Below are 24,919 nucleotides of genomic sequence, written 5' to 3'. Positions count from 1 at the left end.
TATCCAGCTAAAAACATTACTTGGTATCACCCAAAGGGCGACAAAGGCATCGCCTCAAGCCCGTCACAGGTAATCGGAACGTTGCAGGCCATATTTGGCCATCTTCTCATTCAATGTCCGACGCGGCAGGCATAGTTCATCCATAACCGAGGCAATCGACCCCTTATGCCGCCGCATGGTATTGTCGATCAGCATCCGCTCGAATGCCTCGACATATTCCTTGAGCGGCTTGCCTTCGGTCGTCATCACGGGCTGCATTTCTTCGTGATCAGACATCAACAGGGACGCGATCGTCCCCGATCCGCGACGGGATTGCAGCACGGCACGTTCCGCGATGTTTATCAGCTGCCGTACGTTTCCGGGCCACGGCGCTTGCAAAAGCTGAGCCGCCTCTTGCGCACTGACCTGAGGTGCATCGCAGCCGTATTCTTCGGCGAATTGCTCGCTCAGCCGTGTGAACAGGGTCAGAATGTCTTCACCGCGCTGACGCAGCGGCGGCATTGTGATCCGCAATGCTGCAAGCCTGTAGAACAGATCAGGGCGCAGAACGTCCTCGCTGGTTTTCCCAGCTTCCTGCAGGTTGGAAATGGCGACGATGCGGGTTTCTGCAGGCGTGCCCTGATCATTCATGACACTCAGCAGTTTCGCCTGAAGCGTATCGCTGAGCGCCTCGACATCCTCCAGAACCAGGGTTCCACCCCGGGCTTCCTCAATCGCGGGCAACTGGCTGTCTTCTGGCATCATCGGGCCGAACAGACGCTTTCCCAAGGCCTCTTCTTCGAGGGCAGCACACGAAACCAGAACAAATTTTTTGCCTGCGCGACTGCCAACAGCGTGCAACGCATGTGCAACCAGGGTTTTCCCGGTGCCGGTTTCTCCATCGATCAGAACATGACCGTCAGCCTGCCCCAGATCCAGAATATCCTCGCGCAGGCGCTCCATCACGGGGCTGGCACCGATGAGTTTGTTCATAATCTGAGTGCCACCGGACAGCTCGCGGCGCAGGGCCCGATTGTCCAGCGTCAACCGGCGGGCATTGCTGGCACGTTTGGCCAGTTCGGACATCCGATCCGGGTTAAACGGCTTTTCGAGGAAATCAAACGCACCCACGCGCATGGCCTCAACCGCCATTGGCACGTCACCGTGGCCGGTAATCATGATGACCGGCAAGGTGCTGTCCGCGCCCATCAGCTTTTTCAACAGCTGGATCCCGTCCATACCAGGCATCTTGATGTCCGATATGACGATACCCGGATAATCCGGACCCAGAACTTTCAGTGCATCCTCGGCACTGGAAAAGGTTTCAGTGTCATATCCCGACAGTGCCAGCCATTGGCTGATCGACTGGCGCATGTCCTGTTCGTCATCAACAATGGCGATTTTCATGGCCTGTGCCATATTCATTCCTCGTTATTCAGCGGCCTCAAGGCCATCGCTTCCAAGTATCGGCAGTTGCATCTCAAACACCGCGCCACCGTGCTGGCTGTTGCGCGCGGTCAGCCGTCCCCCATGGTCGTTCACGATACCGGATGAGATGGCAAGCCCCAGACCGACTCCATCGCCGGGTTGTTTGGTCGTGTAGAACGGCTCAAACAGGTTTTCGATGTCTTCAATCCCATAGCCATTATCGCGTACAGTCAGCACCGCTTGGTCACCCGCGGCCAGTATGATTTCAACATCCGGTTCCGATACAGACTTGGTGGCGTCCAAGGCATTACGCAAGAGGTTCACCATCACCTGTTCGATCCGCATGCGGTCGCCCATGACCAATACGGTTTCTTCCGGCAGTATCTGCGTAATCTTGACGTGCCTCTGACGCAGTTGCGGCTCCATCATGGAGAGGGACGAAGCGAGCGCTTCGCCAAGGTTAACTGGTGAAAACGCATCCGCACCCTTGCGGGCATAGGACTTGAGCTGGCGTGTAATTGCGCCCATCCGTTCAATCAGGCCGTCGATGCGGCCAAAGCTGGCCAGCGCCTCTTCGGGGCGGTTCCGTCGCAGCAGCAAACGCGCGCCGGCAAGATAGGTCTTCATTGCAGCCAAAGGTTGATTCAGCTCGTGGCTGACAGCGGCCGACATCTCGCCCAAGGCGGCGAGTTTCGAGCTTTGGGCAAGCGTCTGTTCGGCCACTTCCAGCGTCTTTTCAACCCGTTCCCTCTCAGCGATTTCCCGCTGCAGCCTTGCGTTCAATGCGCGAAGCTCTGCCGACTCGCGCTGGAACAAGGCCATTCTGAACGTGGCCCTACGGCTGAGCGCATAGAAGGCAAGCGCCAACAGAATCGCAAAACCCATGATTTCCAATGCAAGAACGCTGTTTACCTTCTCACGGATCGAGGCGTAGGTCGTGAACGAGGTCATGGTCCAGCCGCGGAATGGAATGCGTGTCTCCATGCGGATCACCGCCTCGCCCTGTAAATAGGCGTCAGGGGGCAGAGCCGTCCAATCGGTCGTGGCCCTGATAGCGCGCTGGATGGCACTTTGCGGCGGCTGCCGCAGCATGGCGGCCCCCTCCTCTACTCCGCGCCATTGCGGTTCAGTCGACAGAATAATGGTGCCCGTACTGTCAGCGACCAGAACAGCATCGGAGATCCCTGCCCAGGCGCGTTCGAATTTCTGCAGATCAACCTCGACAACGATGACACCAAGGATGTCCGACGAGGCCTCCATCCGGCGCGAATAGATAAAGCTGTAACCACCGGATTCCTTTTCAATCACGGTGAAGATGGTCGAGTTTGACCGAATGGAATCTACAAAATACGGCGCGTTTCTGTGCGTCTCGCCCAACCGGTTGCGATCAGTTGCGGCAACAGATCGGCCATCCCGATCCAAAAGCATCAAGGATGCGGCGCCTATCTCTTCGACAAAAGAAATAAGTCGCTGCGTAGACAGTGTAAAATCGCTGGATTGCAACGCCGAGATCAGCGTCGGATCCCGCGCCAGCAGCTGCGGTACAATCGCATTTCTGCGCAGCTCGCTCAGCAGGTTTCCGGAATACAGCGCAAGGCGCAGCTCGGCCCGGTTTCGCGTGGATTCAGTAAACCGATCCGTCAGCAGACTGTTGGTTATCCATATCGTCGCAACCGTTGCCAGCAAAAGCACCAGAACAGCCGCGCGCAAAGGCCAGCCAAGAGGCGCAGCGCGGAGCGGTTTGAACAGTGCAGACCAGGTAGAGCGTGTGTCGGAACTCATCCCCGAAAGTTACGCGGGCTAAGATGCAAGCTCAAGTCACGCAGGTGCGACAATGCCCGACAATGCGCGAAACAATGCCGTTCCATCGGTGCCACCATGCCCTTCGTCTGCCGCTCGTTCGGGATGCGGCATCATACCAAGAACACGGCGGTTTTCAGACAGAATGCCCGCAATGTCGCCAACCGAGCCGTTCGGATTCTCGGTATAGGTGAATGCGATCCGGTCGTGATCCCTGAGCGCGGACAATGTAGCCTCATCCGCGAAATAGTTTCCATCATGATGTGCAATCGGAATGCCGATCACATCGCCAGCGTTATAGCCTTGGGTAAAGGCGCTGTCGCTGGTTGCGACCTTCAGGCCTACGGTACGACAGATATATTTCAGGTTCGCATTGCGCAGCAGAGCGCCGGGCAGAATGCCCGTTTCTGTCAGGATCTGAAAACCGTTACAGATACCAACCGCATACCCACCCCGTTCGGTGTGGTCGACCACGGCCTTGCAGATCGGGGATTGTGCGGCAATCGCTCCGCAGCGCAGGTAGTCTCCATAAGAAAACCCGCCGGGGACACCGACAATGTCCACGCCCTTGGGCAGAGCGGCATCTTTATGCCAGACCATGTCTACCTGGAACCCGGCCTGTTCAAAGGCAACGGCAAGATCCCGATCACAGTTGGAACCGGGGAAAACGATGACAGCTGCGCGCATGGCTAGCCCTCCTGCAAGCGGTTCAGACCAGTTCGATCTCGTAGCGTTCGATGACCGTGTTAGCCAACAGTTTTTCGCACATCTCGGTGACGTCCGATTCCGTCGCACCCTCGGCGAGTTCAAGATCAATCACCTTGCCCTGACGGACGCCTTCGACCTGATCAAAACCCATGGCACCCAATGCGTGGCGCACCGCTTCACCCTGCGGGTCAAGTACCCCGGTTTTCAGCATCACATGCACACGTGCTTTCATTTACTGCAACTCCAGCTGAGGGCCGGTATTTGAGGCCCGTTCCGTTGTGCGCGGGGATAGCGCGACTGTCGGCGTTCGACAACCCTTGTCAGCACCTACCCGGAACCCTTTAGCGCGGGATAATGCGTATCTATTGCGTTGAAGGTCCCTGTCAGAACCATTTCAACCGCTACGGCAACCAAAATGATGGCCATAACACGGGTGATCACATTGATCATTGTCGGCCCAAAGAACCTGGAAATAGGGTCAGCGAATAACAATCCCAGCCCAACAATAGCGCAGGCAATCAAAACGGCCGCCCCCAAAGTTACTACCTCGGCCCCGTCGGGCAAACTATGCGCGAACACAATGGTTGTCGCGATAGTGCCGGGCCCAATCGTCAACGGGATAGCCAGGGGAACAACCGCAATGTTCTTCTTCTGCGCGCCATCTTTAACGGCTTTTTGATCGCTTTCTGACCGGTCAGACGCGTTCAGCATCGACATGCCAACCCCTAGAATAATCAACCCACCGGCGATGCGAAAAGACGGAATGTCGATACCGAAAAGCGCCAGAATTTCTTCGCCGATCAGTACCGAAATCAGTGATACAATCACCACCGTGGCTGTCACAACCATTGCAACGCGTTTACGTTCTGGCGGGCTGTACCCCTCGGTCATGCTGAGGAAGATCGGGATGCCGTATAGCGGGTTGAAAATCGCCAGCAGCGCAGCGAGGAACTTTAAAAAAACTGCCTGATCAAATAGCTCGGCCATTTTTTTTCACCCGATTACGCTTGTTCAACAAACAATGCCGGACAAGCTGCGGCCCTGTCAAATACCCGATCTCAAATAAAAACGCCGCCCAATATCGGCGGCGTTTTTGCGTTGTTCTTCGGCGTTCGATCAGTTGATCAAGGTCGGTTTGGACACATTGCTTTTCGGCAGAACGCCTAGGCGACGCGCAACTTCCGAGTAGGCGTCGGTCAAGCTGCCCAGGTCGCGGCGGAATACGTCCTTGTCCAGCTTCTGGCCGGTTTCAATATCCCAAAGACGGCAGCTGTCTGGGCTGATTTCATCCGCTATGATCAGGCGCTGGAAGTCGCCTTCATAGACGCGACCGATTTCAATTTTGAAATCGACCAGACGAATGCCAACCGCCAGCATCACACCGCTCATGAAATCATTCACCCGCAATGCGAGGCTAAGAATGTCTTCCATGTCCTGCTGGCTGGCCCAGCCAAAGGCGGCGATATGTTCTTCGGTGACAAGAGGATCACCCAACGCGTCGTCCTTGTAGCAGTATTCCACTATCGGGCGCGGCAGCTGTGTCCCCTCGGCAATGCCAAGGCGTTTGGACATCGTGCCAGCCGCGAAATTGCGAACAATAACTTCAAGCGGTACGATTTCGCAGTTGCGGACCAACTGTTCGCGCATGTTCAGGCGACGGATGAAATGGGTCGGCACACCGATTTGATTCAACCCGTTCATGAAGTATTCGCTCAGGCGGTTGTTCAGCACACCTTTCCCGTCGATCACGTCCTTCTTTTCAGCGTTGAAGGCGGTGGCGTCATCCTTGAAATACTGCACGATTGTACCCGGTTCAGGGCCTTCATACAAAATCTTGGCCTTACCTTCGTAAATTTTCTTGCGACGCGCCATGAGCGACCTTTCCAGACTGTCGCGAGGGAAAAAGTTCCTTCGCCTTGGCGCTCTCTTAGTCCAACCCCCACCTTCCCGCAAGTTCCGAGGACCGAGAGGCTTTGACGCAGCGCAAATACCTTGCACCCGGATCGTCGTATCGTCATATCATTAAGGAAAGAACTACCAACCCAAGGGGTCCAACTGATGACTACGTTTGACGAGCGCGAAAATGCATTCGAAGCAAAATTCGCCCATGATGAAGAAATGCAGTTCAAAGCACAGGCGCGTTGCAACAAACTGCTTGGCCTTTGGGCGGCCGAAAAACTGGGCAAAACCGGTAATGAAGCCGATGAATACGCAAAATCCGTTGTGATTTCAGACCTGGAAGAAACCGGGCACGAGGATGTCGTGCGCAAAGTTTCCGGCGATCTCGGGGATCTGTCTTCGGATGACGATATCCGCGCAAAAATGGCCGAGTTTCTGGTCGAGGCCAAAGCACAGGTTCTCAACGAAACCAACTAAGGTCTCCCCGCAATATTCATGATCTTCATGAGATTTATGAATTTGATTTGACGCCCCGGTCATGAGACACGGGGCGTCTCGCATTTTTAGCGCGGCTCGACAGTTTCGGAATATTCTTATGACAAATGCGCTCAGCAAACTTCTGGACTCCAACACGACTCTTTTGGCGGATGGAGCAACAGGTACAAACCTATTCAACATGGGCCTGCAGTCGGGCGACGCGCCCGAGCTTTGGAACGTCGATGCACCGGATAAAATCCGCGCGCTGTATCAGGGTTCGGTGGACGCAGGCAGCGACCTTTTCCTGACCAACACATTCGGCGGGACATCTGCGCGTCTCAAACTGCACGAGGCTCAGAACCGGGTCGCTGAACTGAACCGCGCAGGCGCAGAACTTGGCCGTGAGGTTGCTGACAAAGCCAACCGTCCGGTTATCGTCGCGGGATCGGTCGGACCAACCGGCGAGATCATGCAGCCTGTTGGCGCTCTGTCCCATGCCGATGCCGTGGAAATGTTCCACGAACAGGCGCAGGCATTGAAGGACGGCGGTGTCGATGTTCTTTGGGTCGAAACAATCAGCGCCCCAGAAGAGTTCAGGGCCGCGGCAGAAGCCTTTGCGCTGGTCGATATGCCTTGGTGTGGCACGATGAGCTTTGACACGGCTGGCCGCACCATGATGGGTGTCACATCCGCCGACTTTGCTCAGTTGGTTGAAACGCTCCCTAACCCGCCGGTTGCCTTTGGCGCAAATTGCGGGACTGGCGCGTCTGATATTCTGCGCACTGTCCTTGGATTTGTCGCACAAGGTACGGAACGGCCGCTGATATCAAAAGGCAATGCCGGTATTCCGAAATATGTGGATGGACATATTCATTATGACGGCACGCCGGAACTGATGGGCCATTATGCGACCATGGCGCGAGAGGCCGGCGCAAGCATTATCGGCGGATGTTGCGGCACAATGCCCGAGCATCTGCGGCACATGAGAGCTGCGCTTGACGGTGCCCCGTCCGGTATACGCCCAACCCTTGATCAGATCACGGACGCGCTGGGCCCGTTCTCATCCGCAACTGACGGGACTGGCGAGTCCGCCCTTCCGGAACGGCGCGTGCGTAAACGCCGCCGCGCCTGAAAACCTCAACGCCCTTCGAATTTCGGGGGGCGTTTTTGCATGAAGGCAACGACGCCTTCGGAAAAGTCTCGGCTGCGGCCACATTCACCTTGCAGATGCGCCTCTGCCTCGAGCTGTTGCGGCAGAGTGTTTTCATAGGTGCCGCGAATAGCCTTTTTGATGGCGCCAAACCCTGAGGTTGGACCTTTGGCCAGATACATGGCCCGCTTGCGCCAATGCGCTTCGAATTCCGCGTCGGGAACGGCTTCCCAGATCAGGCCCCAGTCGTCGGCCTGACGAGCACTGATCTTATCGGCAAAAAGAGCAGCGCCCATGGCTTTGGCGAACCCCATCTGGCGCGGCATAAACCAGGTGCCTCCAGCGTCGGGCAACAGGCCGATACGGGCAAAAGCTTGCAGGAAGTAAGCACTCTCCGTCGCGATCACGATATCCGCGCATAGCGCCAGATTGGCCCCTGCCCCCGCAGCAGCGCCATTTACTGCGGCGATTGTTGGAACCGGGCAATTATAGATTGCTTCAAGCATGGGCTCGTATTCGTCGCGCAGCGTGCGCTCAAGATCAATCTTCCCGGTGCTTGAGGCATCACCTAAATCCTGACCCGAGCAAAAAGCGTTTCCCTTACCGGTCAAAACAATCGCGCGGGCATGGGTGGCAGCGTGTTTCATCGCGTGCGTGACTTCGGCCCGCAACTGAGCGGTCATTGCGTTCAACTTCTCTGGGCGGTTCAGTGTTACCACTGCCAGATCATCCGCAATGTCCAACAGGATCGCTTCGTATTCCATCCACCCCTCCAAGGTTCGCTGCGCCTGCGACCCTGCCTCAATTTCCAATGAAGGAAAAGGTGAACCGAAGGTCAATCTTTGAGGATTTCGCGTAATCGTTCTTTCTCGGCATCGCTAAGGAGGCCGTCACCTTCCCTTCGGTCCTGTTCCGCCGATCTTTTGCGTAAAAAGCTGAAACCAGTCGCCACAGCGATCAAAAGCATGATCGGACCGGCCAGCCACAAAAGGATGTTCGATCCTGACGTTGTTGGCCTTAGCAAAACATATTCGCCGTAGCGATCAACGATAAAGTCAATCGCCTGTCCATCTGTATCGCCGGCCACAAGGCGTTCGCGCAATAACAGGCGCAAGTCACGGGCCAATCCTGCATTGCTTTCGTCTATGCTTTCGTTTCGGCAAACCAGACAGCGCAAGCCGGCACTCAGATCCCGCGCCCTCTGTTCCAGGATCGGATCATCAAGCACCTCGTCAGGTTGGACAGCCATGCTTGGCGTTGCCAATAAAAGCAGTATCAGTAGAAACCGTTTCATTCCGCCGGAACCCCCTGCGTCGGCGTCTTGCGCGCGCCTGCCGCAACTCGAAAACGTCTGTCGCACAGGCTAAGAACGCCTCCGAGCGCCATCAGTAGGCACCCACCCCAAATCCAATTCGCTAAAGGCTTGATATAAGTCCGCACGACCCAGCCACCATTTGCCTGCTGATCTCCAATGACGACGTAAAGATCCCTGAAAAACCGATAGTCAATCGCAGCTTCAGTCGTTGGCATCCTTGAAACTGGGTAGTCGCGTTTTTCCGGATGCAGTGTTGCGATTGTTCGACCGGCCTGTTCGACCTTAACATCGGCTGTGGTTGAGAAATAGTTGGGCCCCTCGACATTCCGAACCTGTTCAAGTGTCAGGGTGAACTGGCCAACCTCGAAAGGCTGCCCCGTCTGCGCAACGCGGATATCCTCGACCTCCCATGCGGTCAGCCCGGCGATGGCAAAGATCGTAACCCCCAGTCCGGTATGGGCTGCAGCCTTGCCCCAATCGGCACCGGGCAGTCTGAACAGACGCTGCAGGTTGTTTTTTCTTCCAGTACGGCTCCAAAGGTCCACAATAGCGCCAAATGTGATCCAGGCCCCCAGAAACAGCCCTACGGGTCCCAATGCGCTGCGACCGGTCTGCATGACCCAAACGAGCAAGCCAAGCGCAACCGCCAGAAGGAATGCGAACCGCAACGAATGCGCCGCCTTGCCAAGCTTTCCACGTTTCCACGGAAGCATTGCACCAAGCGGTAATACAATCCCCAGCGCAACCATGAACGGTGTGAACGCCGCATTAAAGAACGGCGCGCCGACCGAGAGTTTGCGATCAAATGCCATCTCGGCCACCATCGGCCACAAGGTTCCGAAGAACACCACGAAACAGCTGACCGCCAGTAGAATATTGTTCAACACCAGGGCGCTTTCGCGGCTGACCATACCAAACACGCCCTTGGCCTCCATCGCTTGCGCGCGTGCCGCATAGAGTGTCAACGCACCTCCAATGAAGACCACAAGAATGATCAGGATAAACACGCCGCGTTCAGGATCATTGGCAAAGGCATGTACCGAAGTCAAAAGCCCCGATCGCACAATGAACGTCCCGATCAGCGAAAAGCCAAAGGCGATGATCGCCAGAAGGATGGTCCAGCTCTTCAGCGCTTCACGCTTTTCGACCACGATAGCAGAATGCAACAGGGCTGCCGCCAATAGCCACGGCATGAAAGAAGCGTTTTCGACCGGATCCCAGAACCAGAACCCGCCCCAGCCCAGCTCGTAGTAGGCCCACCAGGATCCAAGCGCGATCCCAATGGTCAGAAAAATCCATGCGGCCAGCGTCCAGGGACGCACCCACCTCCCCCAAGAGGCATCCACGCGCCCTTCGATCAGCGCGGCCACTGCAAAGCTGAATGCCATGCTCAGGCCGACATAGCCCAGATACAGAAACGGCGGGTGGAATGCCAAACCTGGATCTTGCAATAATGGGTTAAGGTCCCGCCCATCGAACGGGGCGATAATCAGACGGTCAAATGGGTTCGAGGTGAGCAGGATAAAAGCGTAAAACGCCACCCCTACGGCCGCCTGAACCGCCAGCACGCGCGCTTTGAGCGTCGGAGGTAACCCTGCGCCAAAAAAAGCGGCCATGGCCCCGAAAACTGCGACGATCAGGACCCACAGTAACATTGACCCTTCGTGGTTGCCCCACGTGCCGCTGATTTTATACAGCATCGGTTTGGCGGAATGGCTGTTTTCAACCACTATCCGCAATGAGAAATCAGAGGTGGTAAAGGCCCAGACCAACGCCGCGAAAGAGAAGGCGACTAACAGAAACTGTGCAATAGCGGCGGTTTCTGCGAAGGACATCCAGCCAGTCCACCGTTTCGCCGCCCCTATCAGCGGAATGACCGTCTGAACGATGGCGACGAGAAAGGCGAGTATCAGCGCGAAGTGACCAAGTTCTGTAATCATGGTCCCGCATATATTCCTGTTGAGGGACAATCACCAATCACTTTCGCCTCTGCAGGACGCACATAGTGTCGCGGGTCAGGCGGACCGACCCCGCCGCCAATCCTCGAGCGCAGGGTTGAAATCGGGCTTTAGGACCTCATCGGCTAAGCCTGCATCTGTCCCAGTATCAGCGACCCCAATCAATCGTTCCCGCATCTCTGCCAGTGTTTCGATGTTTTCCATAACTTTCGGAGTACGTGTCATCGTTGCCGAAATTTCACGCTGCAGATCCTGCACCTTGGTCTGGTGTCTTGCGCCGAAATAGAACGAGACGACCACGCCCAACAACCACCACAAGGGCTCAGGCACCAACGCAATCCCCTGCATCCGAGCGGCAAACCAAAGCGGATCTACCATAGCGGCGACAAACAGTCCCAATGTTCCCAAGGCCATGGCGGGGCGCGGCAGCCGGTTGAGCCCATCCATAAAACGGTCAAATGCACCTTTTTGAACCCGCTCGAACTCAGCCCTATACTGTTCCAGTACTCCCTGTTGTCGCGTCAGGTCGCGTTTAGCGCCCTGCTCAGCATTTTCACGAAAGACTTCGGTTGTTTCACGCACGACATTCCGACCCTCGCCAAACAAGAACGCAAATATCCCCGAGATCAGCCCCATTCAGAAACCCTCCTTTGAAATTCTGCGTCGCTAAGATGATAGGTCGGTGACAGGAATTCCTCAGCGCGTCGTATCCAGCCACCTTTTGCCCCAGACCGGGACCGAGCATATTTGCGAGAGGCTGGACGCCGTTCCGCTATCCGGAAATAATAGTTTCTCCTGGCAACGCCATAGGCATCCCGCAGCGCGACAGGGTCCGGTTCAGACGCAGCACTACAAGCCTGCGCCGTCTGCGGGCCTACAACGCCATCTACGACGACATGATACCCCATTTCACGCAGCAAATGTTGCATAATTTTAACAGCTTGAGCGCCTGAATTCACGTACATGTCGAAAACAGATGGCTGCAGAATGTTAGGCAGTAGGTGTAATCGTGGTTTTGAGAAATAGTGGCGGATAAAGATTTCAACGGCCTGCGGCCGGCTCAGCCGCCTTACATCGGATACATCAACCATCCCGTCCTGCGTCAGGTCCAGTTGCAATCTGCGCATGGTATGGATTGTTACGCCGAATTTTGTCGCTCCACCCGGATCGTCGGGGTCATCGACAAAACCACCTTCACGCGTAACTATCTGTTCCGCGATCTGCCGAACCGTCTGCATGTACTGTTCTCCAACTTGGGACAGACAGACGCTCGGACAATTCTGTTAATACAGCTAAAATAGAAAGGGCGCTGCATGTCGATCCACGCAACGCCCGAATTCCGATCTCAAAGCCTATGGCTCAGCTCTCGCCGGCCTCCTTGTAAATACCTTGTTCTTTCAACGCGTCCACAACCTCTTTTGGCATATAGGTCTCATCGTGTTTCGCAAGAATTTCTGAGGCTTCAAAGACTCCGTTTACGTAGCTTCCGGTGCCAATCATACCCTGGTTTTCCGAGAACAAATCAGGCAAAACTCCAGTGAACGTGACCGGCACACTTTCGCCTCCGTCCGTCACCACAAAACGCACGGTTTCCCCTTGCCCCCGCACGATCGAACCCTCTTCGACCAGACCACCGATCCGGAATACTTCAGTCGGTTTTGGCGGCTCTGCCATTACTTCACTGGGCGAGCGGAAGAAATTGATGCCGTCCTGCATAGCGTATCCGATCAACGCCGTAGACACTGCCAAAGCAACGATTGACAGAAGGATGATTTGAACGCGACGACGTTTCTTGAGCGTTTTCATTTGTTCCTCATGGGAAAAGTGGGGCCATCATCAGACCCGCAGTTTCAGCTTCACCTAACATCAGGTTAGCGTTCTGCAAGGCTTGGCCACTGCTACCTTTTGTCAGGTTATCCAGTGCTCCGATCACAATGGCGCGCCTCTCGATCCGGTCGCTGGCCACGCCGATATGGCAGAAATTCGAGCCGCGCACATGGTGGGTCGAGGGTGTTTCGCCAAATGGCAGCATCTGGATAAATGGTTCGCTTTCATAGGTTTTCACAAGCGCTTCATAAACGCTCGTGGGGTCACCTTTGACATATGTAGTGGCTAGGATACCACGGTTTGCTGGAACCAGATGCGGAGTGAACTGAACATTGACCGGGCGCCCTGCAAGGGCAGAAAATTCTTGATCGAATTCCCCCAAATGCCGATGCGTACCGCCAACAGCATATGCGTTATACCCTTCGCTAAGTTCGGCATGCAGCAGGTTTTCTTTCAGCGACCGCCCGGCACCAGACACCGCGCATTTGAGGTCCAGAATGATGTCATCCAGATCAATGACACCGGCCGAAATCAAGGGGCGCAAAACATATTGTCCGGTGGCGGCGTTGCAGCCTGTTCCGGCAACCAAGCGGGCCGTGCGAATTTGATCGCGATAAAACTCGGTCAGGCCGTAAACGGCCTCCTCCTGCTGCTCCAAAGCCGCATGAGGGTTGCCATACCATTTTTCATATTCCTCAGGGTCGCGTAGCCTGAAATCGGCGGACAGGTCGATGATCTTCAGGTCCTTCGGCAGATCGCGGATAACTTCCTGGCTGGTTTTATGTGGCAGCGCGCAAAAGCACAGGTCGATCCCTGAAAAGTCGATTTCCGAAATCTTGCAAAGAACCGGTAATTCCAGGTGCCGCAAATGTGGAAATACCTGCGCCATCGGCTGTCCGGCTTTCCGCTCGGCAGAAAGTGCAGCGATTTCCATATTCGGATGCTCGGCGATCAACCGAACCAGTTCAGCGCCGGTATAACCCGAAGCGCCCAGAATTGCGATTTTGTGGGTCATCTTGGACCTCTTGAAACTGTATGTCACTGTTCATGCCCGCCACTGTGACGGTCATGGGATTACGGGTTCTTTCAGGCCGCGTCTTTGACCAAAGTCAGACAGCCTCAAAAGTAATTTGTCGTCGGAGGAACTGGGTGGCGCGATCACTGACAACGCCTGGCTTACCAGTGGTCAGATAACCGCCCTTCGCCGCACCCTGCATGTTCGGGTGCCGCTGCAAATAGTCTGCCAGACTTTCGGCAACCAGATCACCCTGGCTGAACACCTCAACGTCGGGTCCCAAGGCCTTCTGAAACGCCTCAGCCATCAAGGGATAGTGCGTACAGCCCAGAATTGCGGCCTGAGGCTCTGGCATCTTGCGTTTCAGGGCGTCCACATGGCTTCGTACCAGCGCTTCGGCCAGGATCATGTCGCCTTCCTCGATTGCATCAACGACCCCACCGCAGGCCTGCGCCTCAACATCTACGCCAATCGCACGAAAGGCCAACTCGCGTTGAAACGCGCGACTGGATACGGTGGCCGGGGTCGCAAACAAAGCGACATGTTTGACCGCGACTTCACGCGGCGGGCTGTTGTCACCCCATTGCCGCTCAGTCAGCGCTTCGATCAATGGAACAAAAACGCCCAAGACGCGCTTGCCTTGAGGCACGCCCTCTTCCTGCATCCGCCGCAAAGCAGCAGCGCTGGCCGTATTGCAGGCCAGAATCACCAGATCACAACCCCGGTTCCAGAGGTCGTTCACCGCACCCCGGGTCAGCTCATAGATATTCTCTACATCACGCACCCCGTAAGGCGCATGTGCGCTGTCCGCGTAATACAGGAAATCAACGTCGGGAAGACGTTTCTGCGCGGCGTTCAGAACGGTCAGACCGCCCAAACCAGAATCAAAAATGCCTACTGCCATTTGCCCCTTTAGGCGCGATGCCGTTCCTCAAATTCATAGCCATAGTCATAAGACTTTAGTGGCTTTGGAGACAGCTCATACGTTGCTTTGCGCAAGAAATCCATCATCTTGCGCGTATCCTTGGCCAACGGGTCCAGAACGTCGCGGCCGATGGGCTCTCCGATCACCACCTGGACCGGGGTATCAACGCGTTTTTTGAATTCCTTGATCAGCAATCCCATGCGCAATGTATTGTGCAGATGGCTGGCAATCTGAAACAGGCGTGAGGTATGACCGTCAAAAAAGACCGGCACAACTGTCGCGTCTGATTTGGCAACCATCCGCGCTGTGAAGCCACGCCAGCCCGGGTCCATCGGGTACGAGAAAGGCTTTGCCCCTGTGCTGACGGTACCGCCGGGAAATATGCCAATCGCGCCGCCCTCGCCCAGATAGTTCAAAGCTTTCTTGCGGGTCTCGAGGTTCTGCTTCATCGCAGCTTTTGTATCGTCGAATGAAATCGGCAGAACGACCCGATTCAGATCCTCTGCCTTACGAAACACATGGTTGGCCAGAATACGAAAATCCCCACGCGTACTGGACAACATGTGCCCCATCATCAACCCATCCAGAATTCCATATGGGTGATTGGCAATCAAAATCAGAGGGCCATTACGGGGAATATTAGACAATGACCCGCCAACCACATCCAGAGACAAACCGTATCTCTCAACCATGACCGACCAGAAATCTCGCCCGTTGGCCACGTCTTTTTCGTACCCATCAGCACGCCTGATAAGGCGCAGGCGGCCTGTGGTGTTCTCCATAAGCTTGATGACCATCCGTCCGCTTTTGGTTTCGGCGGAATAGGCATAAGAAATGTCACGTGCAACATGGCGTCGCGAGGGCATGGAAGTCTCCGGTTTTGTACCTGCATTTTAAGTGCAAGTAACAATTTTGCCTAGCTGTCGTGACACGGTTGTGACAAATTACTCGGCGGCGGCCTGTAATTCAGGTCCTCCGTTCCGTATCGTGGTCAACAATTCCTCTCTGCGTTTGGCGGCGCTCGCCTCATTCGCCTTAAGGACGGGTCCAAAACCTTTGATATCCAAGGGCAACTTAGCGAGCGAAATTACGGCATCCTTTGTTTGGATGGAAATCAGCGGAGTGATCTCTCTGAGATCACGCTCATATTGCTTGATCAGCGCGCGCTCCATTCGACGTTCGACACTATAGCCAAAGATATCCAGCGGAGTACCTCGAAGAACTTTTAGCCGAGACATGAATTTCAGCGGCTTCAGCATCCATTCGCCGAAACTCCGTTTGCGGGGTCGGCCATCTGGTCCTTTGCCACCAAGCAGCGGTGGGGCAAGGTGGAAAGTCATTTTGAATTCGCCATCAAATTCAGCGGCGGCTTTCTCCCGACTGGACAGTAACAACCGGGCCACTTCGTATTCGTCCTTGTAAGACAACAGCTTATGATACCCTTTTGCGACAGCATCACGAATTTCTGCATCCTCAAACGAGTCAACAATTTTGCGGTAGCGTTTCGCCAAACGAGCGCTTTGATACTGGGTCAGATGATCTGCGCGGAACGCGATGACCTGCTCTGGTGATTTCGGGAGGTCGGAAACACCTGGCCGTAGAATCTCATCGACTTTTTCCGGGTGTAAAACCGCCCAACGACCGATCTCAAAGGCTCTTTTATTGCGTTCTACCGCCGTTCCGTTCAGATCAATGGCTGCAATCACCGCATCGAGGCTGACGGGTATCAGCCCGCGCTGCCATGCGGCCCCAAAAACCATCATGTTCGAATAGATTGAATCTCCCATCACTGCGCGCGCAAGCTCAGTGGCATCAAACAGGGAAACATCTTCTTTCAATCGTGCTTGCAGCGCTAGTTCTAGCCTCTCACCAGGAATCCTAAACTTAGTGTCGCGCGTGAAATCGCCGGTAACGGTTTCGTGGCTGTTGACCACCGCTCCGGTCTGACCCAAGCGTGTCAGGCCAAGTGTTTTGGCCCCGGCGGACACAACCAAATCACCACCGATCAATGTGTCGGCTTCACCCGTTGCCACACGTATTGCACTGATATCATCTGGCCGGTTGGCTATACGGCAATGAATATGAACCGCACCGCCTTTCTGAGCCAAGCCTGCCATCTCCATCATTCCGGCGCCTTTGCCGTCAATCTGGGCCGCCTGTGCCAGAATCGCTCCGAGCGTGACAACTCCGGTCCCACCGATGCCGGTAATGACAACATTATGTGTGCCTATGATTTCAGGCAGCTCGGGCATCGGAAGATCGGGCAGATCAAGTTCGGTTGTCGCTTCTTTGCGAATCTTCGCGCCTTCCAGCGTTACAAAGGAGGGGCAGAACCCACTCAGACACGAAAAATCCTTGTTACAGCTCGATTGGTCAATCGCGCGCTTCCGGCCAAGTTCGGTTTCCTTGGGAACAATCGAAACACAGTTCGATTGGATGCCGCAGTCACCGCAGCCCTCACAGACATCTGTATTGATAAAGACCCTTTTGTCCGGGTCGGGAAAGGTTCCGCGTTTACGGCGACGGCGTTTCTCAGCGGCACAGGTCTGGACATAGACGATGACCGAGACGCCCTCATAGGTGCGGAATTTCTCTTGCACAGTCATCAGTTCGGCGCGCTCAAAGCTCTCTACCCCTGCGGGTAAGGCTTTGAAGTTTACATCTTCTTTTTCGTCATAGACCAGCGCGACATGTGTGACGCCCATAGCCTTGACCTCGGCCGCGATCCTTTCGGCGGTCAGATCACCCTCATTGCCCTGCCCGCCCGTCATTGCGACTGCATCGTTGAACAGAATCTTGAAGGTGATGTTCGTACCCGCCGACAAAGCTGCCCGGATCGCCTGAACACCGGAATGGTTATAGGTGCCGTCTCCGAGGTTCTGGAACACATGATTGGTGGTCGAGAACGGCTCTTCCCCGATCCAGTTTGCCCCTTCGCCACCCATCTGAGTAAAGCCGAATGTGCTTCGATCCATCCATTGAACCATGTAATGGCATCCGATGCCTGCATAGGCCCGGCTTCCGTCTGGTACCTTGGTCGAACTGTTATGCGGGCATCCAGAACAAAAATACGGAAGGCGCGAGGCTATTTCCTCGGCATTGTCCGCCCGGCGCGCTTCGGTCAACTTGGTCAAACCTGCGCGGACCCCGTCGGTATCACGGCCTTCTTCAATCAGGATACCGCCCAGCTTTTCTGCGATCATGTTCGGATCAAGGGCACCGCGGGTGGGAAACAGCTCTTCCCGATGCAGCGTCCCAGCACCGCCCTTGTACCAGCCATAGACTCGTCGACCACGGCGGTCGTCAAAGATCGCTTCTTTGACCTGAACCTCGATCAGCTTGCGTTTTTCCTCAACGATTACGATCAGGTCCAGACCCTCTGCCCAGTCGTGAAATCCGGCCATGTCCAGTGGGAACGTCTGTCCGACCTTATAGGTCGTGATGCCAAGGCGCTCGGCTTCGGCCTCATCAATATTCAGCAGGGAAAGCGCATGGGCGAGGTCCAGCCAGTTCTTGCCAGCGGCCACCAGTCCGATCTTTGCACCGGGTTTGCCCCAGACACGTTTGTCCATCCGGTTGGCCCGTGAAAACGTTTCAGCCGCAAAACGCTTGTAATCAATAATGCGCTCTTCCTGCAGATGAGGCGTATCGCCAAGCCGGATGTTCAGCCCTCCTTCGGGCATATCAAACTCGGGCACCACGACTTTCATGCGATCGGGGTTGCCATCAACGACCGAAGTCACCTCTATCGTGTCCTTCATGGTCTTGAGGCCGACCCAGACACCGGCGAACCGACTGAGCGCGAATCCGTAAACGCCGTAGTCGAGTATCTCCTGTACTCCGGCCGGGCTGACCACTGGCATGTACATATCAACCAGCGACCACTCGGACTGATGCAGCACGGTCGAGCTTTCGCCCGTGTGATCATCCCCCATGGCCATCAGAACGCCACCATGTGCCGCCGTCCCTGCCATATTGGCATGGCGCATCACGTCGCCTGACCGATCTACACCAGGTCCTTTTCCGTACCACAGACCAAAGACGCCATCGAACTTGCCGTCACCCCTTAACCCGGCCTGCTGACTGCCCCAAAGCGCGGTTGCCGCAAGATCCTCGTTCAGACCGTATTGAAAAGTGACATCGCTTTCTGTCAGCTGTTTTTGCGCGCGCATCATCTGCTGGTCGACCGCTCCAAGAGGCGATCCGCGGTATCCCGTCACCAATCCTGCAGTGTTCAGACCCGATTTCGTGTCGCGCGCCCTTTGCATCAGCATAAGGCGCACAAGCGCCTGAGTGCCGTTCAATAAAACCGTGTTTTTGCTTAGGTCGAAACGGTCGTTCAAAGAAATTTGTGGCTTACTCATCAAACGCCTCCCCTCGTCAGATCAGTGTGCTTCATCTGCTTCCATATTAGGTCATAATAACTGACCTGCCTAGAGCTTATCCTCTGAAACGCAAGGATTTCGCCGTTTGAATGTGGAAGTTGTCACCTATTTCATATAGGCGTTCGGCAGGATAACGAAAGTTGCGGCGATGGATTGGGACAAGCTTAGGATATTTCACGCGGTTGCAGATGCGGGCAGCCTGACACATGCAGGCGATAAGCTGAACCTATCTCAATCGGCAGTCAGCAGACAAATTCGGGCATTGGAAGAGTCACTTGATTCGACGTTGTTCCATCGTCACGCCCGCGGTCTAATTCTGACCGAACAGGGTGAGCTGCTGTTCGACGCCACCTCGGCAATGTCCAAGCGACTGGACGCGGCAGCGGCGCGCATACGAGACAGCGAAGAAGAAGTCTTTGGTGTGCTACGGGTCACAACCACATTTGGGTTCGGGACCCTATGGCTCGCTCCGAGGTTGCCAAAGCTGTATGAACAATACCCGGACCTAAATATCGACCTCATGCTTGAGGAACGCGTTCTTGACCTGCCAATGCGCGAGGCCGATGTCGCCATCCGTATGAAAGAGCCTAGCCAGGCAGATCTGGTGCGCAAGCGCCTGATGACAGTACAGATGCTGCTTTATGCTACCCCGGAATATCTAAAGGAAAGCGGTCAACCTGCCTCCCTCGAAGAAATCTCGAGCCATCGACTTATCTGTCAGACCCCCTCAGCCCCCCAAGTAGGGGCCAGTGCGGCAATGGTACGGCATCTGATGACCTATAACCCGGCGTCGTTGCTGACAGTGAACAACTATTTCGGTGTCTTGCAGGGCGTACTGCACAATCTGGGAATTGGCTTGCTGCCCGATTATGTCACGCATGATTTCCCGCATCTGCTGCCGGTACTTTCAGACATCGAAACGGCTGACGTTCCTGTTTATCTCGCCTACCCCGAAGAGTTACGCCATTCCAAACGCGTGGCAGCCTTCCGCGATTTTGTGCAGGACGAGATCATCGCGCAGCGTAAACACCTGAAGAAAATGGGGAAACTATAGCTATGCGTCAACGTCATAGCGGACATGACGGACTATCACACTGAAACGCCTTGATCGTTATCAAACTGATGCCTAAATGAGCACTCGAAGGCGGTGATGCTGTAACGCTCATCATCTTCATACCTCCCTGTTGGACTACGGCCGAGCTTAGTGCTCGGCCTTTTTTTTGGTCCTGGCTTAATCGGTGACACCGAACAGCCGAAAACTGCTGGGAAATTTCCACCTCCGCGCCTATGATCCCGTAAAAGATCAAAAATTCGTGTTCGAGGGAAAATTCATGCACCATCCACTCCGCCTATTACTGGCGTTGATTTCCGCCATTCTTCTTGCGGTACCAGTATACGCACAAGACAGTGGGACCGCGTCGTCTACGGTCACAATTCCAGAGGACCTGACGCCCGATCAGGTTGATGGCTTGGTGGCACGTATGTCCGACGATCAGGTTCGCACCATTTTGCTGGAACGGCTCGACGCGGTTGCAGAAAGGCAGGCGGCAGCAAACGAAAACCATGAAGATCCGCTTACCGAAATCAGTGAAATCTGGGCCGAGATGGTTACCTCTTGGACGCAGGTTTTGACCACATTGCCAAATATTGTCAGCGCCCAGGTTGAAGCGTTCAGCAATTTCTCAGCGAAATTCGGATCTACCGGGGTGTTTGGCCTGTTTGGGCTGATCCTAGCAGTTCTGGTGGCCGGATACGCTGCTGAAAAATTGTTTGGGTTTCTCACCCGCAAATGGCACGAAGAGCCCGATGGGAATTCCGATGCTGATCTTTGGAGCGCGGTACGTTACTTGTTCCGCCGTTTCTGCCGGGAAATCGCAGGACTTGTTGTGTTCTATGTTGTTATCCGGGCGATTGGACGGGGCTTGCTGACGACAGAACAGCTTACCTATGCCGCCCCATTCGTTTTCTACCTGATTTGGATTCCGCGTCTGGGCGCAGCCGCCTCACGCTTTGTACTGGCGCCCAAAAAGCCACATTACCGGTTGGTCAACATAGACGATCATTGGGCCAAATATCTGCATCGCAACCTGATTGGCCTTCTTCTATTGATCGGCCTCACGCTCTTTATCGTACGGTTCAACTTGCTTAACGGTATCACCCCGGCCGATACGCGTATCGGTTTCTGGCTGAACGCTGGCATCCATATATACATTGGGATCATCGCCTGGACCGCGCGCGAAGGGTTGTCTCAGATGATGTTGGGCACGGACCCGGATCACACCAAATTCGATGAAAAGGTCGCTCATTACTATCCCTACTTCGCTATCGGCGTTTCGGTGGTGATATGGTTCCTGGTCGAATTCCTGATCGCACAGCGTGATCCCAGAACACTTGCCCTGCTTGGCAAAGGGCCACATTTCACGACGATGTTCTGGCTGCTGATCGCACCAGCGCTTGATACGCTGATCCGTGGCCTCGTGCGCCATCTTCAACCCCCAATGTTGGGCGACGGACCATTGGCCGAACGCGCCTATAAATCAGCCAAGCGCAGCTATATCCGGATCGGTCGCGTGCTGGCGGGCCTGTTTGTGGTCTTTATGATCGCGCGGGTCTGGCAGCTTGATCTTCGACATGTCGCCTCTGCCGGGATCGGAACCGACGTTGGCGGTACGGTTATCGAATTCCTGATGATCATCGCTGTCGGATACATCTTGAACGAGGTCGTCTCACTATGGATCAACCGTCGTCTTGCCAAGGAACAGACAACGGCAGAAGAGCTGGATGAAGAGGCCGGTGGCGAGGGTGGCGGTGCAGGCGGCTCACGTCTGGCGACGGTTCTTCCCCTGCTGCGGATCACGGCGCAAGTCACGATTGCGGTCATCTTCGGCCTGCTCGCATTGGGCGCGCTGGGCATCAACATCACCCCACTTCTGGCAGGTGCCGGTGTCCTTGGTCTTGCGATCGGTTTCGGCGCTCAGAAGCTGGTGGCTGATATCGTCGGTGGTGTCTTCTTCCTTATCGACGATGCGTTTCGCGTAGGTGAATATGTCGATGTCGGCGGCACCATGGGCACCGTCGAGAAAATCTCGATCCGTTCGATGCAGCTCCGCCATCACCGTGGGCCCGTTCACACGATCCCCTATGGCGAGATTCAGAAGCTGACCAATTTCAGCCGTGACTGGGTGATCATGAAGCTAAAGTTCACCGTGCCGTTTGACACTGATCCCAACAAGGTCAAGAAGATCTTCAAGAAGATCGGCGCCGAGATGATGGCGGACGAAACCCACAAAGAAGGCTTCTTGCAGCCCTTTAAATCGCAAGGTGTTTTCGACTTTGACGATGTTGGCATGATCATCCGCGGCAAGTTCATGGCCAAGCCGGGCAAGCAGTTCACGCTTCGCAAGGAAATCTTCAACCGGGTGAAGGCCGAGTTCAATGCCAATGGCATCGACTTTGCCCGCCGCGAAGTTCGCGTAGCAATTCCTGGTCTGGAAGAGGCCGAGAACCTTACCGAACAACAAAAAGCTGCTGTTGGGGCCGCTGCGGCGGACTCGATCAACAAGGGAGAAACCCCAGCTTAAAGACCAGATACAGACGCCACGCGGCTTTTGGGCCGCCTGGCAGGAAGTACTATAGACGGAACCGGCCACTGGCGCGGTTCCGTTTCTTTTTCTGGGTACACAAAGCGCAGAAAAGCTCGAAATTGGCATATGCCGGTTACGTTATTCGACCCTGCGCTGACTTGGCCCTTCCCACAGACGCGCCCTTGCCCTACAAGGCCCGCAATCTCGGCCACCATGGATACAGGACAAACGATGCAAGAGCCCGCCATCACACCGGATCTGATTGCCGCGCACGGGTTGAAACCCGAAGAATACGAGATGATCCTGGAGATTATCGGGCGCGAGCCAACCTTTACCGAGTTGGGCATTTTCTCGGCCATGTGGAACGAGCATTGTTCCTACAAATCCTCCAAGAAATGGCTGCGCACCCTGCCCACCTCTGGACCCCAGGTGATCTGCGGACCGGGTGAAAATGCAGGTGTGGTCGATATCGGCGATGGTCAGGCCGTGGTCTTCAAGATGGAAAGCCACAACCATCCGTCTTACATCGAACCCTATCAAGGTGCGGCCACCGGGGTTGGAGGTATCCTGCGCGACGTTTTCACCATGGGTGCGCGCCCAATCGCCTCGATGAACGCGCTGTCTTTTGGTGAACCCGGCCACCACAAGACCCGTCAGCTGGTCAATGGCGTGGTCGAAGGTATCGGCGGCTATGGCAACTGTTTCGGCGTCCCTTGCGTTGGCGGCGAAGTGCGCTTTCACCCGGCCTATAATGGCAACTGCCTTGTGAATGCCTTCGCAGCCGGGCTGGCTGACAGTGACAAGATTTTCTACTCAGCCGCATCGGGCGTCGGCATGCCGGTTGTCTATCTTGGGGCCAAGACCGGACGCGACGGCGTGGGCGGAGCCACCATGGCCAGCGCCGAATTTGACGACACGATCGAGGAAAAGCGCCCCACCGTTCAGGTTGGCGACCCGTTCACCGAAAAACGCCTGATGGAAGCGACGCTGGAGCTGATGCAGACCGGCGCGGTGATCTCGATCCAGGATATGGGCGCGGCGGGTCTGACCTGCTCGGCCGTGGAAATGGGCGACAAAGGCGGTCTGGGCGTGCGGCTTGATCTGGAAAACGTCCCCCAGCGCGAAGAGAACATGACGGCCTATGAGATGATGCTGTCGGAATCCCAGGAACGCATGCTGATGGTTCTCAAGCCCGAGCTTGAGGCCGAGGCTCGCGCCGTTTTCGATAAATGGGATCTGGATTTCGCCATCGTGGGTGAAACCGTCGCCGAAGATCGCTTTCTAATCATGCATAATGGTGAGGTCAAAGCCGATCTGGTTCTGTCCAAACTCTCCTCAACCGCGCCCGAATATGATCGCCCGTGGGAGCCTACACCGCAAGCAGAAGATCTGGCCGACGTGCCTCAGATCGACCCAATCGACGGTCTGCGCGCCCTGCTCGCTTCGCCCAACTATGCGGGCAAGCAATGGGTTTACGAGCAGTATGACACCATGGTTATGGCTGATTCCGTGCGTACGCCTGGTCTGGGCGCCGGCATGGTTCGTGTACACGGCACCGACAAGGTTCTTGCTTTCACCAGTGACGTGACCCCACGCTATGTGCGAGCTAACCCTGTTGAAGGCGGCAAGCAAGCTGTTGCCGAAGCCTACCGCAACCTGACCGCCGTCGGGGCATTGCCGCTGGCGACCACTGACAACCTGAATTTTGGCAACCCGGAAAAGCCCGAGATCATGGGCCAGTTCGTCGGTGCCATCCAAGGCATTGGTAAGGCCGTCGCAGCATTGGATATGCCCATCGTGTCCGGCAACGTGTCGCTTTACAACGAAACCGACGGTCAAGCGATCCTGCCGACTCCGACAATCGGAGCGGTCGGCCTTCTGGCGCACACGGACGAGATCATAGGTAATGAGGTCCGCGACGGCCACGTGGCTCTGGTCATCGGCGATACGCAGGGGCATCTGGGCCAATCCGCCCTTTTGGCCGAAGTGTTCAACCGCGAAGATGGCGACGCGCCGCATGTCGATCTGGACGCCGAAAAGCGCAACGGAGAGTTCATCCGCGCAAACCGAGAGATGATCAAGGCTTGCACCGATCTTGGCGATGGTGGTCTGGCATTGGCAGCCTTCGAACTGGCCGAAGCAACCGGCGTCGGCATAACGCTTGACGACGCCTCGACCGAATTCCTGTTTGGCGAGGATCAGGCCCGTTATCTGGTCGCCTGCAACTTTGACCAGGCCGAAGCCCTGATGATTGCCGCAGGTCAGGCTGGCGTTCCACTGGTATCGGTCGGGCGGTTCACGGGCGACAGCGTCCGCATCGGCTCTTCTGAGGCCTTGCTTGATGAACTGACTGCCACTTTCCGCAACAGCTTCGCCGAAGCCGTCGCCTGATTTTGGGGCCTGCGCTTCTGAAAACCTGCACTTTGACAAGTGCAGGTTTTTGTCATTTCGGGGCGTCTATCTGACCCT

At 55.6% G+C, this 24,919-nt stretch carries 21 protein-coding genes; 5 read left to right on the top strand and 16 right to left on the bottom strand.

Translation table 11 applies throughout. The features are described from left to right. Window positions 1–63 precede the first annotated feature (63 nt). The 6 genes from AC2FH6_RS01955 to purC form a co-directional block, all read right to left on the bottom strand. The gene (locus AC2FH6_RS01955) at window positions 64–1,398 is read right to left on the bottom strand and encodes a sigma-54-dependent transcriptional regulator (protein ID WP_142633961.1); all 1,335 of its coding nucleotides are present in this window, start codon (window positions 1,396–1,398) and stop codon (window positions 64–66) included. Window positions 1,399–1,410: 12 nt separating this feature from the next. Further along, window positions 1,411–3,189 carry a sensor histidine kinase gene (locus AC2FH6_RS01950; protein ID WP_496691283.1) on the bottom strand — a complete coding sequence of 593 codons (1,779 nt, stop codon included), beginning with the start codon at window positions 3,187–3,189 and terminating at the stop codon, window positions 1,411–1,413. Between the two features lie 36 nt (window positions 3,190–3,225). Further along, window positions 3,226–3,894: a phosphoribosylformylglycinamidine synthase subunit PurQ gene (gene purQ, locus AC2FH6_RS01945; protein ID WP_142633965.1), complete on the bottom strand. Its 669-nt coding sequence runs from the start codon at window positions 3,892–3,894 to the stop codon at window positions 3,226–3,228. Between the two features lie 22 nt (window positions 3,895–3,916). Continuing rightward, window positions 3,917–4,147: a phosphoribosylformylglycinamidine synthase subunit PurS gene (gene purS, locus AC2FH6_RS01940; protein ID WP_142633967.1), complete on the bottom strand. Its 231-nt coding sequence runs from the start codon at window positions 4,145–4,147 to the stop codon at window positions 3,917–3,919. A 95-nt stretch (window positions 4,148–4,242) separates the two neighbouring features. Continuing rightward, window positions 4,243–4,902, bottom strand: coding sequence for a MarC family protein (locus AC2FH6_RS01935; protein WP_271946972.1), 660 nt, complete (start codon window positions 4,900–4,902; stop codon window positions 4,243–4,245). 129 nt (window positions 4,903–5,031) lie between these two features. Then, window positions 5,032–5,787, bottom strand: coding sequence for a phosphoribosylaminoimidazolesuccinocarboxamide synthase (purC, locus tag AC2FH6_RS01930; protein ID WP_271946969.1), 756 nt, complete (start codon window positions 5,785–5,787; stop codon window positions 5,032–5,034). A 186-nt stretch (window positions 5,788–5,973) separates the two neighbouring features. On the opposite strand from purC, the gene AC2FH6_RS01925 reads away from it, so the two are divergent. Together AC2FH6_RS01925 and bmt are read left to right on the top strand one after the other, a co-directional pair. Beyond that, window positions 5,974–6,291 carry a DUF1476 domain-containing protein gene (locus AC2FH6_RS01925; protein WP_142633973.1) on the top strand — a complete coding sequence of 106 codons (318 nt, stop codon included), beginning with the start codon at window positions 5,974–5,976 and terminating at the stop codon, window positions 6,289–6,291. Window positions 6,292–6,409: 118 nt separating this feature from the next. Next, entirely contained in the window at window positions 6,410–7,423 is a 1,014-nt protein-coding gene (bmt, locus tag AC2FH6_RS01920; protein WP_271946964.1) for a betaine--homocysteine S-methyltransferase, read from the top strand. Window positions 7,424–7,428: 5 nt separating this feature from the next. On the opposite strand, the gene AC2FH6_RS01915 is transcribed toward bmt, so the two are convergent. The 10 genes from AC2FH6_RS01915 to AC2FH6_RS01870 form a co-directional block, all read right to left on the bottom strand. Beyond that, the gene (locus AC2FH6_RS01915) at window positions 7,429–8,205 is read right to left on the bottom strand and encodes an enoyl-CoA hydratase-related protein (protein WP_142633977.1); all 777 of its coding nucleotides are present in this window, start codon (window positions 8,203–8,205) and stop codon (window positions 7,429–7,431) included. A gap of 71 nt (window positions 8,206–8,276) precedes the next feature. After that, window positions 8,277–8,735, bottom strand: a complete 459-nt coding sequence (locus tag AC2FH6_RS01910; protein ID WP_496691288.1) for a cytochrome c-type biogenesis protein — start codon at window positions 8,733–8,735, stop codon at window positions 8,277–8,279. Then, a complete protein-coding gene (locus AC2FH6_RS01905; protein WP_496700960.1) occupies window positions 8,732–10,696 on the bottom strand; it encodes a heme lyase CcmF/NrfE family subunit in 1,965 nt (654 codons plus the stop codon). Before AC2FH6_RS01905 ends, AC2FH6_RS01910 begins: the two co-directional genes overlap by 4 nt. A gap of 75 nt (window positions 10,697–10,771) precedes the next feature. Continuing rightward, on the bottom strand, window positions 10,772–11,350 hold the full coding sequence (locus AC2FH6_RS01900) for a holin family protein (protein WP_496700958.1): 579 nt from the start codon (window positions 11,348–11,350) through the stop codon (window positions 10,772–10,774). Beyond that, window positions 11,341–11,952, bottom strand: coding sequence for a holin-associated N-acetylmuramidase (locus AC2FH6_RS01895; protein ID WP_496700956.1), 612 nt, complete (start codon window positions 11,950–11,952; stop codon window positions 11,341–11,343). Before AC2FH6_RS01895 ends, AC2FH6_RS01900 begins: the two co-directional genes overlap by 10 nt. A 121-nt stretch (window positions 11,953–12,073) precedes the next feature. Further along, a complete protein-coding gene (gene ccmE, locus AC2FH6_RS01890; RefSeq protein ID WP_142633987.1) occupies window positions 12,074–12,520 on the bottom strand; it encodes a cytochrome c maturation protein CcmE in 447 nt (148 codons plus the stop codon). Window positions 12,521–12,527: 7 nt separating this feature from the next. Then, complete coding sequence (gene argC, locus AC2FH6_RS01885; protein WP_496700954.1) at window positions 12,528–13,556, bottom strand: N-acetyl-gamma-glutamyl-phosphate reductase; 1,029 nt, start codon at window positions 13,554–13,556, stop codon at window positions 12,528–12,530. A gap of 94 nt (window positions 13,557–13,650) precedes the next feature. Continuing rightward, window positions 13,651–14,460: a glutamate racemase gene (murI, locus tag AC2FH6_RS01880; protein ID WP_271946944.1), complete on the bottom strand. Its 810-nt coding sequence runs from the start codon at window positions 14,458–14,460 to the stop codon at window positions 13,651–13,653. 8 nt (window positions 14,461–14,468) lie between these two features. Next, window positions 14,469–15,347 (bottom strand): lysophospholipid acyltransferase family protein, encoded by an 879-nt coding sequence (locus tag AC2FH6_RS01875; RefSeq protein WP_142633993.1) that lies wholly within the window; start codon window positions 15,345–15,347, stop codon window positions 14,469–14,471. Between the two features lie 78 nt (window positions 15,348–15,425). Next, complete coding sequence (locus AC2FH6_RS01870) at window positions 15,426–18,845, bottom strand: indolepyruvate ferredoxin oxidoreductase family protein (RefSeq protein WP_496700952.1); 3,420 nt, start codon at window positions 18,843–18,845, stop codon at window positions 15,426–15,428. 169 nt (window positions 18,846–19,014) lie between these two features. Between AC2FH6_RS01870 and AC2FH6_RS01865 the strand changes: the two genes are divergently transcribed. The 3 genes from AC2FH6_RS01865 (at window position 19,015) to purL (ending at window position 24,841) form a co-directional block, all read left to right on the top strand. Next, window positions 19,015–19,920: a LysR family transcriptional regulator gene (locus tag AC2FH6_RS01865; RefSeq protein WP_142633997.1), complete on the top strand. Its 906-nt coding sequence runs from the start codon at window positions 19,015–19,017 to the stop codon at window positions 19,918–19,920. A gap of 277 nt (window positions 19,921–20,197) precedes the next feature. Then, on the top strand, window positions 20,198–22,447 hold the full coding sequence (locus tag AC2FH6_RS01860) for a mechanosensitive ion channel family protein (RefSeq protein ID WP_496700950.1): 2,250 nt from the start codon (window positions 20,198–20,200) through the stop codon (window positions 22,445–22,447). A 234-nt stretch (window positions 22,448–22,681) separates the two neighbouring features. Further along, window positions 22,682–24,841: a phosphoribosylformylglycinamidine synthase subunit PurL gene (gene purL / locus AC2FH6_RS01855; protein WP_496700435.1), complete on the top strand. Its 2,160-nt coding sequence runs from the start codon at window positions 22,682–22,684 to the stop codon at window positions 24,839–24,841. Window positions 24,842–24,919 lie beyond the last annotated feature (78 nt).

This window comes from Ruegeria sp. CDSC045, assembly GCF_059610725.1.
The sequence above is the reverse complement of the archived record's forward strand: the minus strand, read 5'-3'. Positions and strand labels throughout refer to the sequence as shown.

What these genes read in the sequence shown, in the direction of transcription:
- AC2FH6_RS01955 (WP_142633961.1), bottom strand. Translation starts at nt 1,398, where the DNA reads ATGGCACAGGCCATGAAAATCGCCATTGTTGATGACGAACAGGACATG.
- AC2FH6_RS01950 (WP_496691283.1), bottom strand. Translation starts at nt 3,189, where the DNA reads ATGAGTTCCGACACACGCTCTACCTGGTCTGCACTGTTCAAACCGCTC.
- purQ (WP_142633965.1), bottom strand. Translation starts at nt 3,894, where the DNA reads ATGCGCGCAGCTGTCATCGTTTTCCCCGGTTCCAACTGTGATCGGGAT.
- purS (WP_142633967.1), bottom strand. Translation starts at nt 4,147, where the DNA reads ATGAAAGCACGTGTGCATGTGATGCTGAAAACCGGGGTACTTGACCCG.
- AC2FH6_RS01935 (WP_271946972.1), bottom strand. Translation starts at nt 4,902, where the DNA reads ATGGCCGAGCTATTTGATCAGGCAGTTTTTTTAAAGTTCCTCGCTGCG.
- purC (WP_271946969.1), bottom strand. Translation starts at nt 5,787, where the DNA reads ATGGCGCGTCGCAAGAAAATTTACGAAGGTAAGGCCAAGATTTTGTAT.
- AC2FH6_RS01925 (WP_142633973.1), top strand. Translation starts at nt 5,974, where the DNA reads ATGACTACGTTTGACGAGCGCGAAAATGCATTCGAAGCAAAATTCGCC.
- bmt (WP_271946964.1), top strand. Translation starts at nt 6,410, where the DNA reads ATGACAAATGCGCTCAGCAAACTTCTGGACTCCAACACGACTCTTTTG.
- AC2FH6_RS01915 (WP_142633977.1), bottom strand. Translation starts at nt 8,205, where the DNA reads ATGGAATACGAAGCGATCCTGTTGGACATTGCGGATGATCTGGCAGTG.
- AC2FH6_RS01910 (WP_496691288.1), bottom strand. Translation starts at nt 8,735, where the DNA reads ATGAAACGGTTTCTACTGATACTGCTTTTATTGGCAACGCCAAGCATG.
- AC2FH6_RS01905 (WP_496700960.1), bottom strand. Translation starts at nt 10,696, where the DNA reads ATGATTACAGAACTTGGTCACTTCGCGCTGATACTCGCCTTTCTCGTC.
- AC2FH6_RS01900 (WP_496700958.1), bottom strand. Translation starts at nt 11,350, where the DNA reads ATGGGGCTGATCTCGGGGATATTTGCGTTCTTGTTTGGCGAGGGTCGG.
- AC2FH6_RS01895 (WP_496700956.1), bottom strand. Translation starts at nt 11,952, where the DNA reads ATGCAGACGGTTCGGCAGATCGCGGAACAGATAGTTACGCGTGAAGGT.
- ccmE (WP_142633987.1), bottom strand. Translation starts at nt 12,520, where the DNA reads ATGAAAACGCTCAAGAAACGTCGTCGCGTTCAAATCATCCTTCTGTCA.
- argC (WP_496700954.1), bottom strand. Translation starts at nt 13,556, where the DNA reads ATGACCCACAAAATCGCAATTCTGGGCGCTTCGGGTTATACCGGCGCT.
- murI (WP_271946944.1), bottom strand. Translation starts at nt 14,460, where the DNA reads ATGGCAGTAGGCATTTTTGATTCTGGTTTGGGCGGTCTGACCGTTCTG.
- AC2FH6_RS01875 (WP_142633993.1), bottom strand. Translation starts at nt 15,347, where the DNA reads ATGCCCTCGCGACGCCATGTTGCACGTGACATTTCTTATGCCTATTCC.
- AC2FH6_RS01870 (WP_496700952.1), bottom strand. Translation starts at nt 18,845, where the DNA reads ATGAGTAAGCCACAAATTTCTTTGAACGACCGTTTCGACCTAAGCAAA.
- AC2FH6_RS01865 (WP_142633997.1), top strand. Translation starts at nt 19,015, where the DNA reads ATGGATTGGGACAAGCTTAGGATATTTCACGCGGTTGCAGATGCGGGC.
- AC2FH6_RS01860 (WP_496700950.1), top strand. Translation starts at nt 20,198, where the DNA reads ATGCACCATCCACTCCGCCTATTACTGGCGTTGATTTCCGCCATTCTT.
- purL (WP_496700435.1), top strand. Translation starts at nt 22,682, where the DNA reads ATGCAAGAGCCCGCCATCACACCGGATCTGATTGCCGCGCACGGGTTG.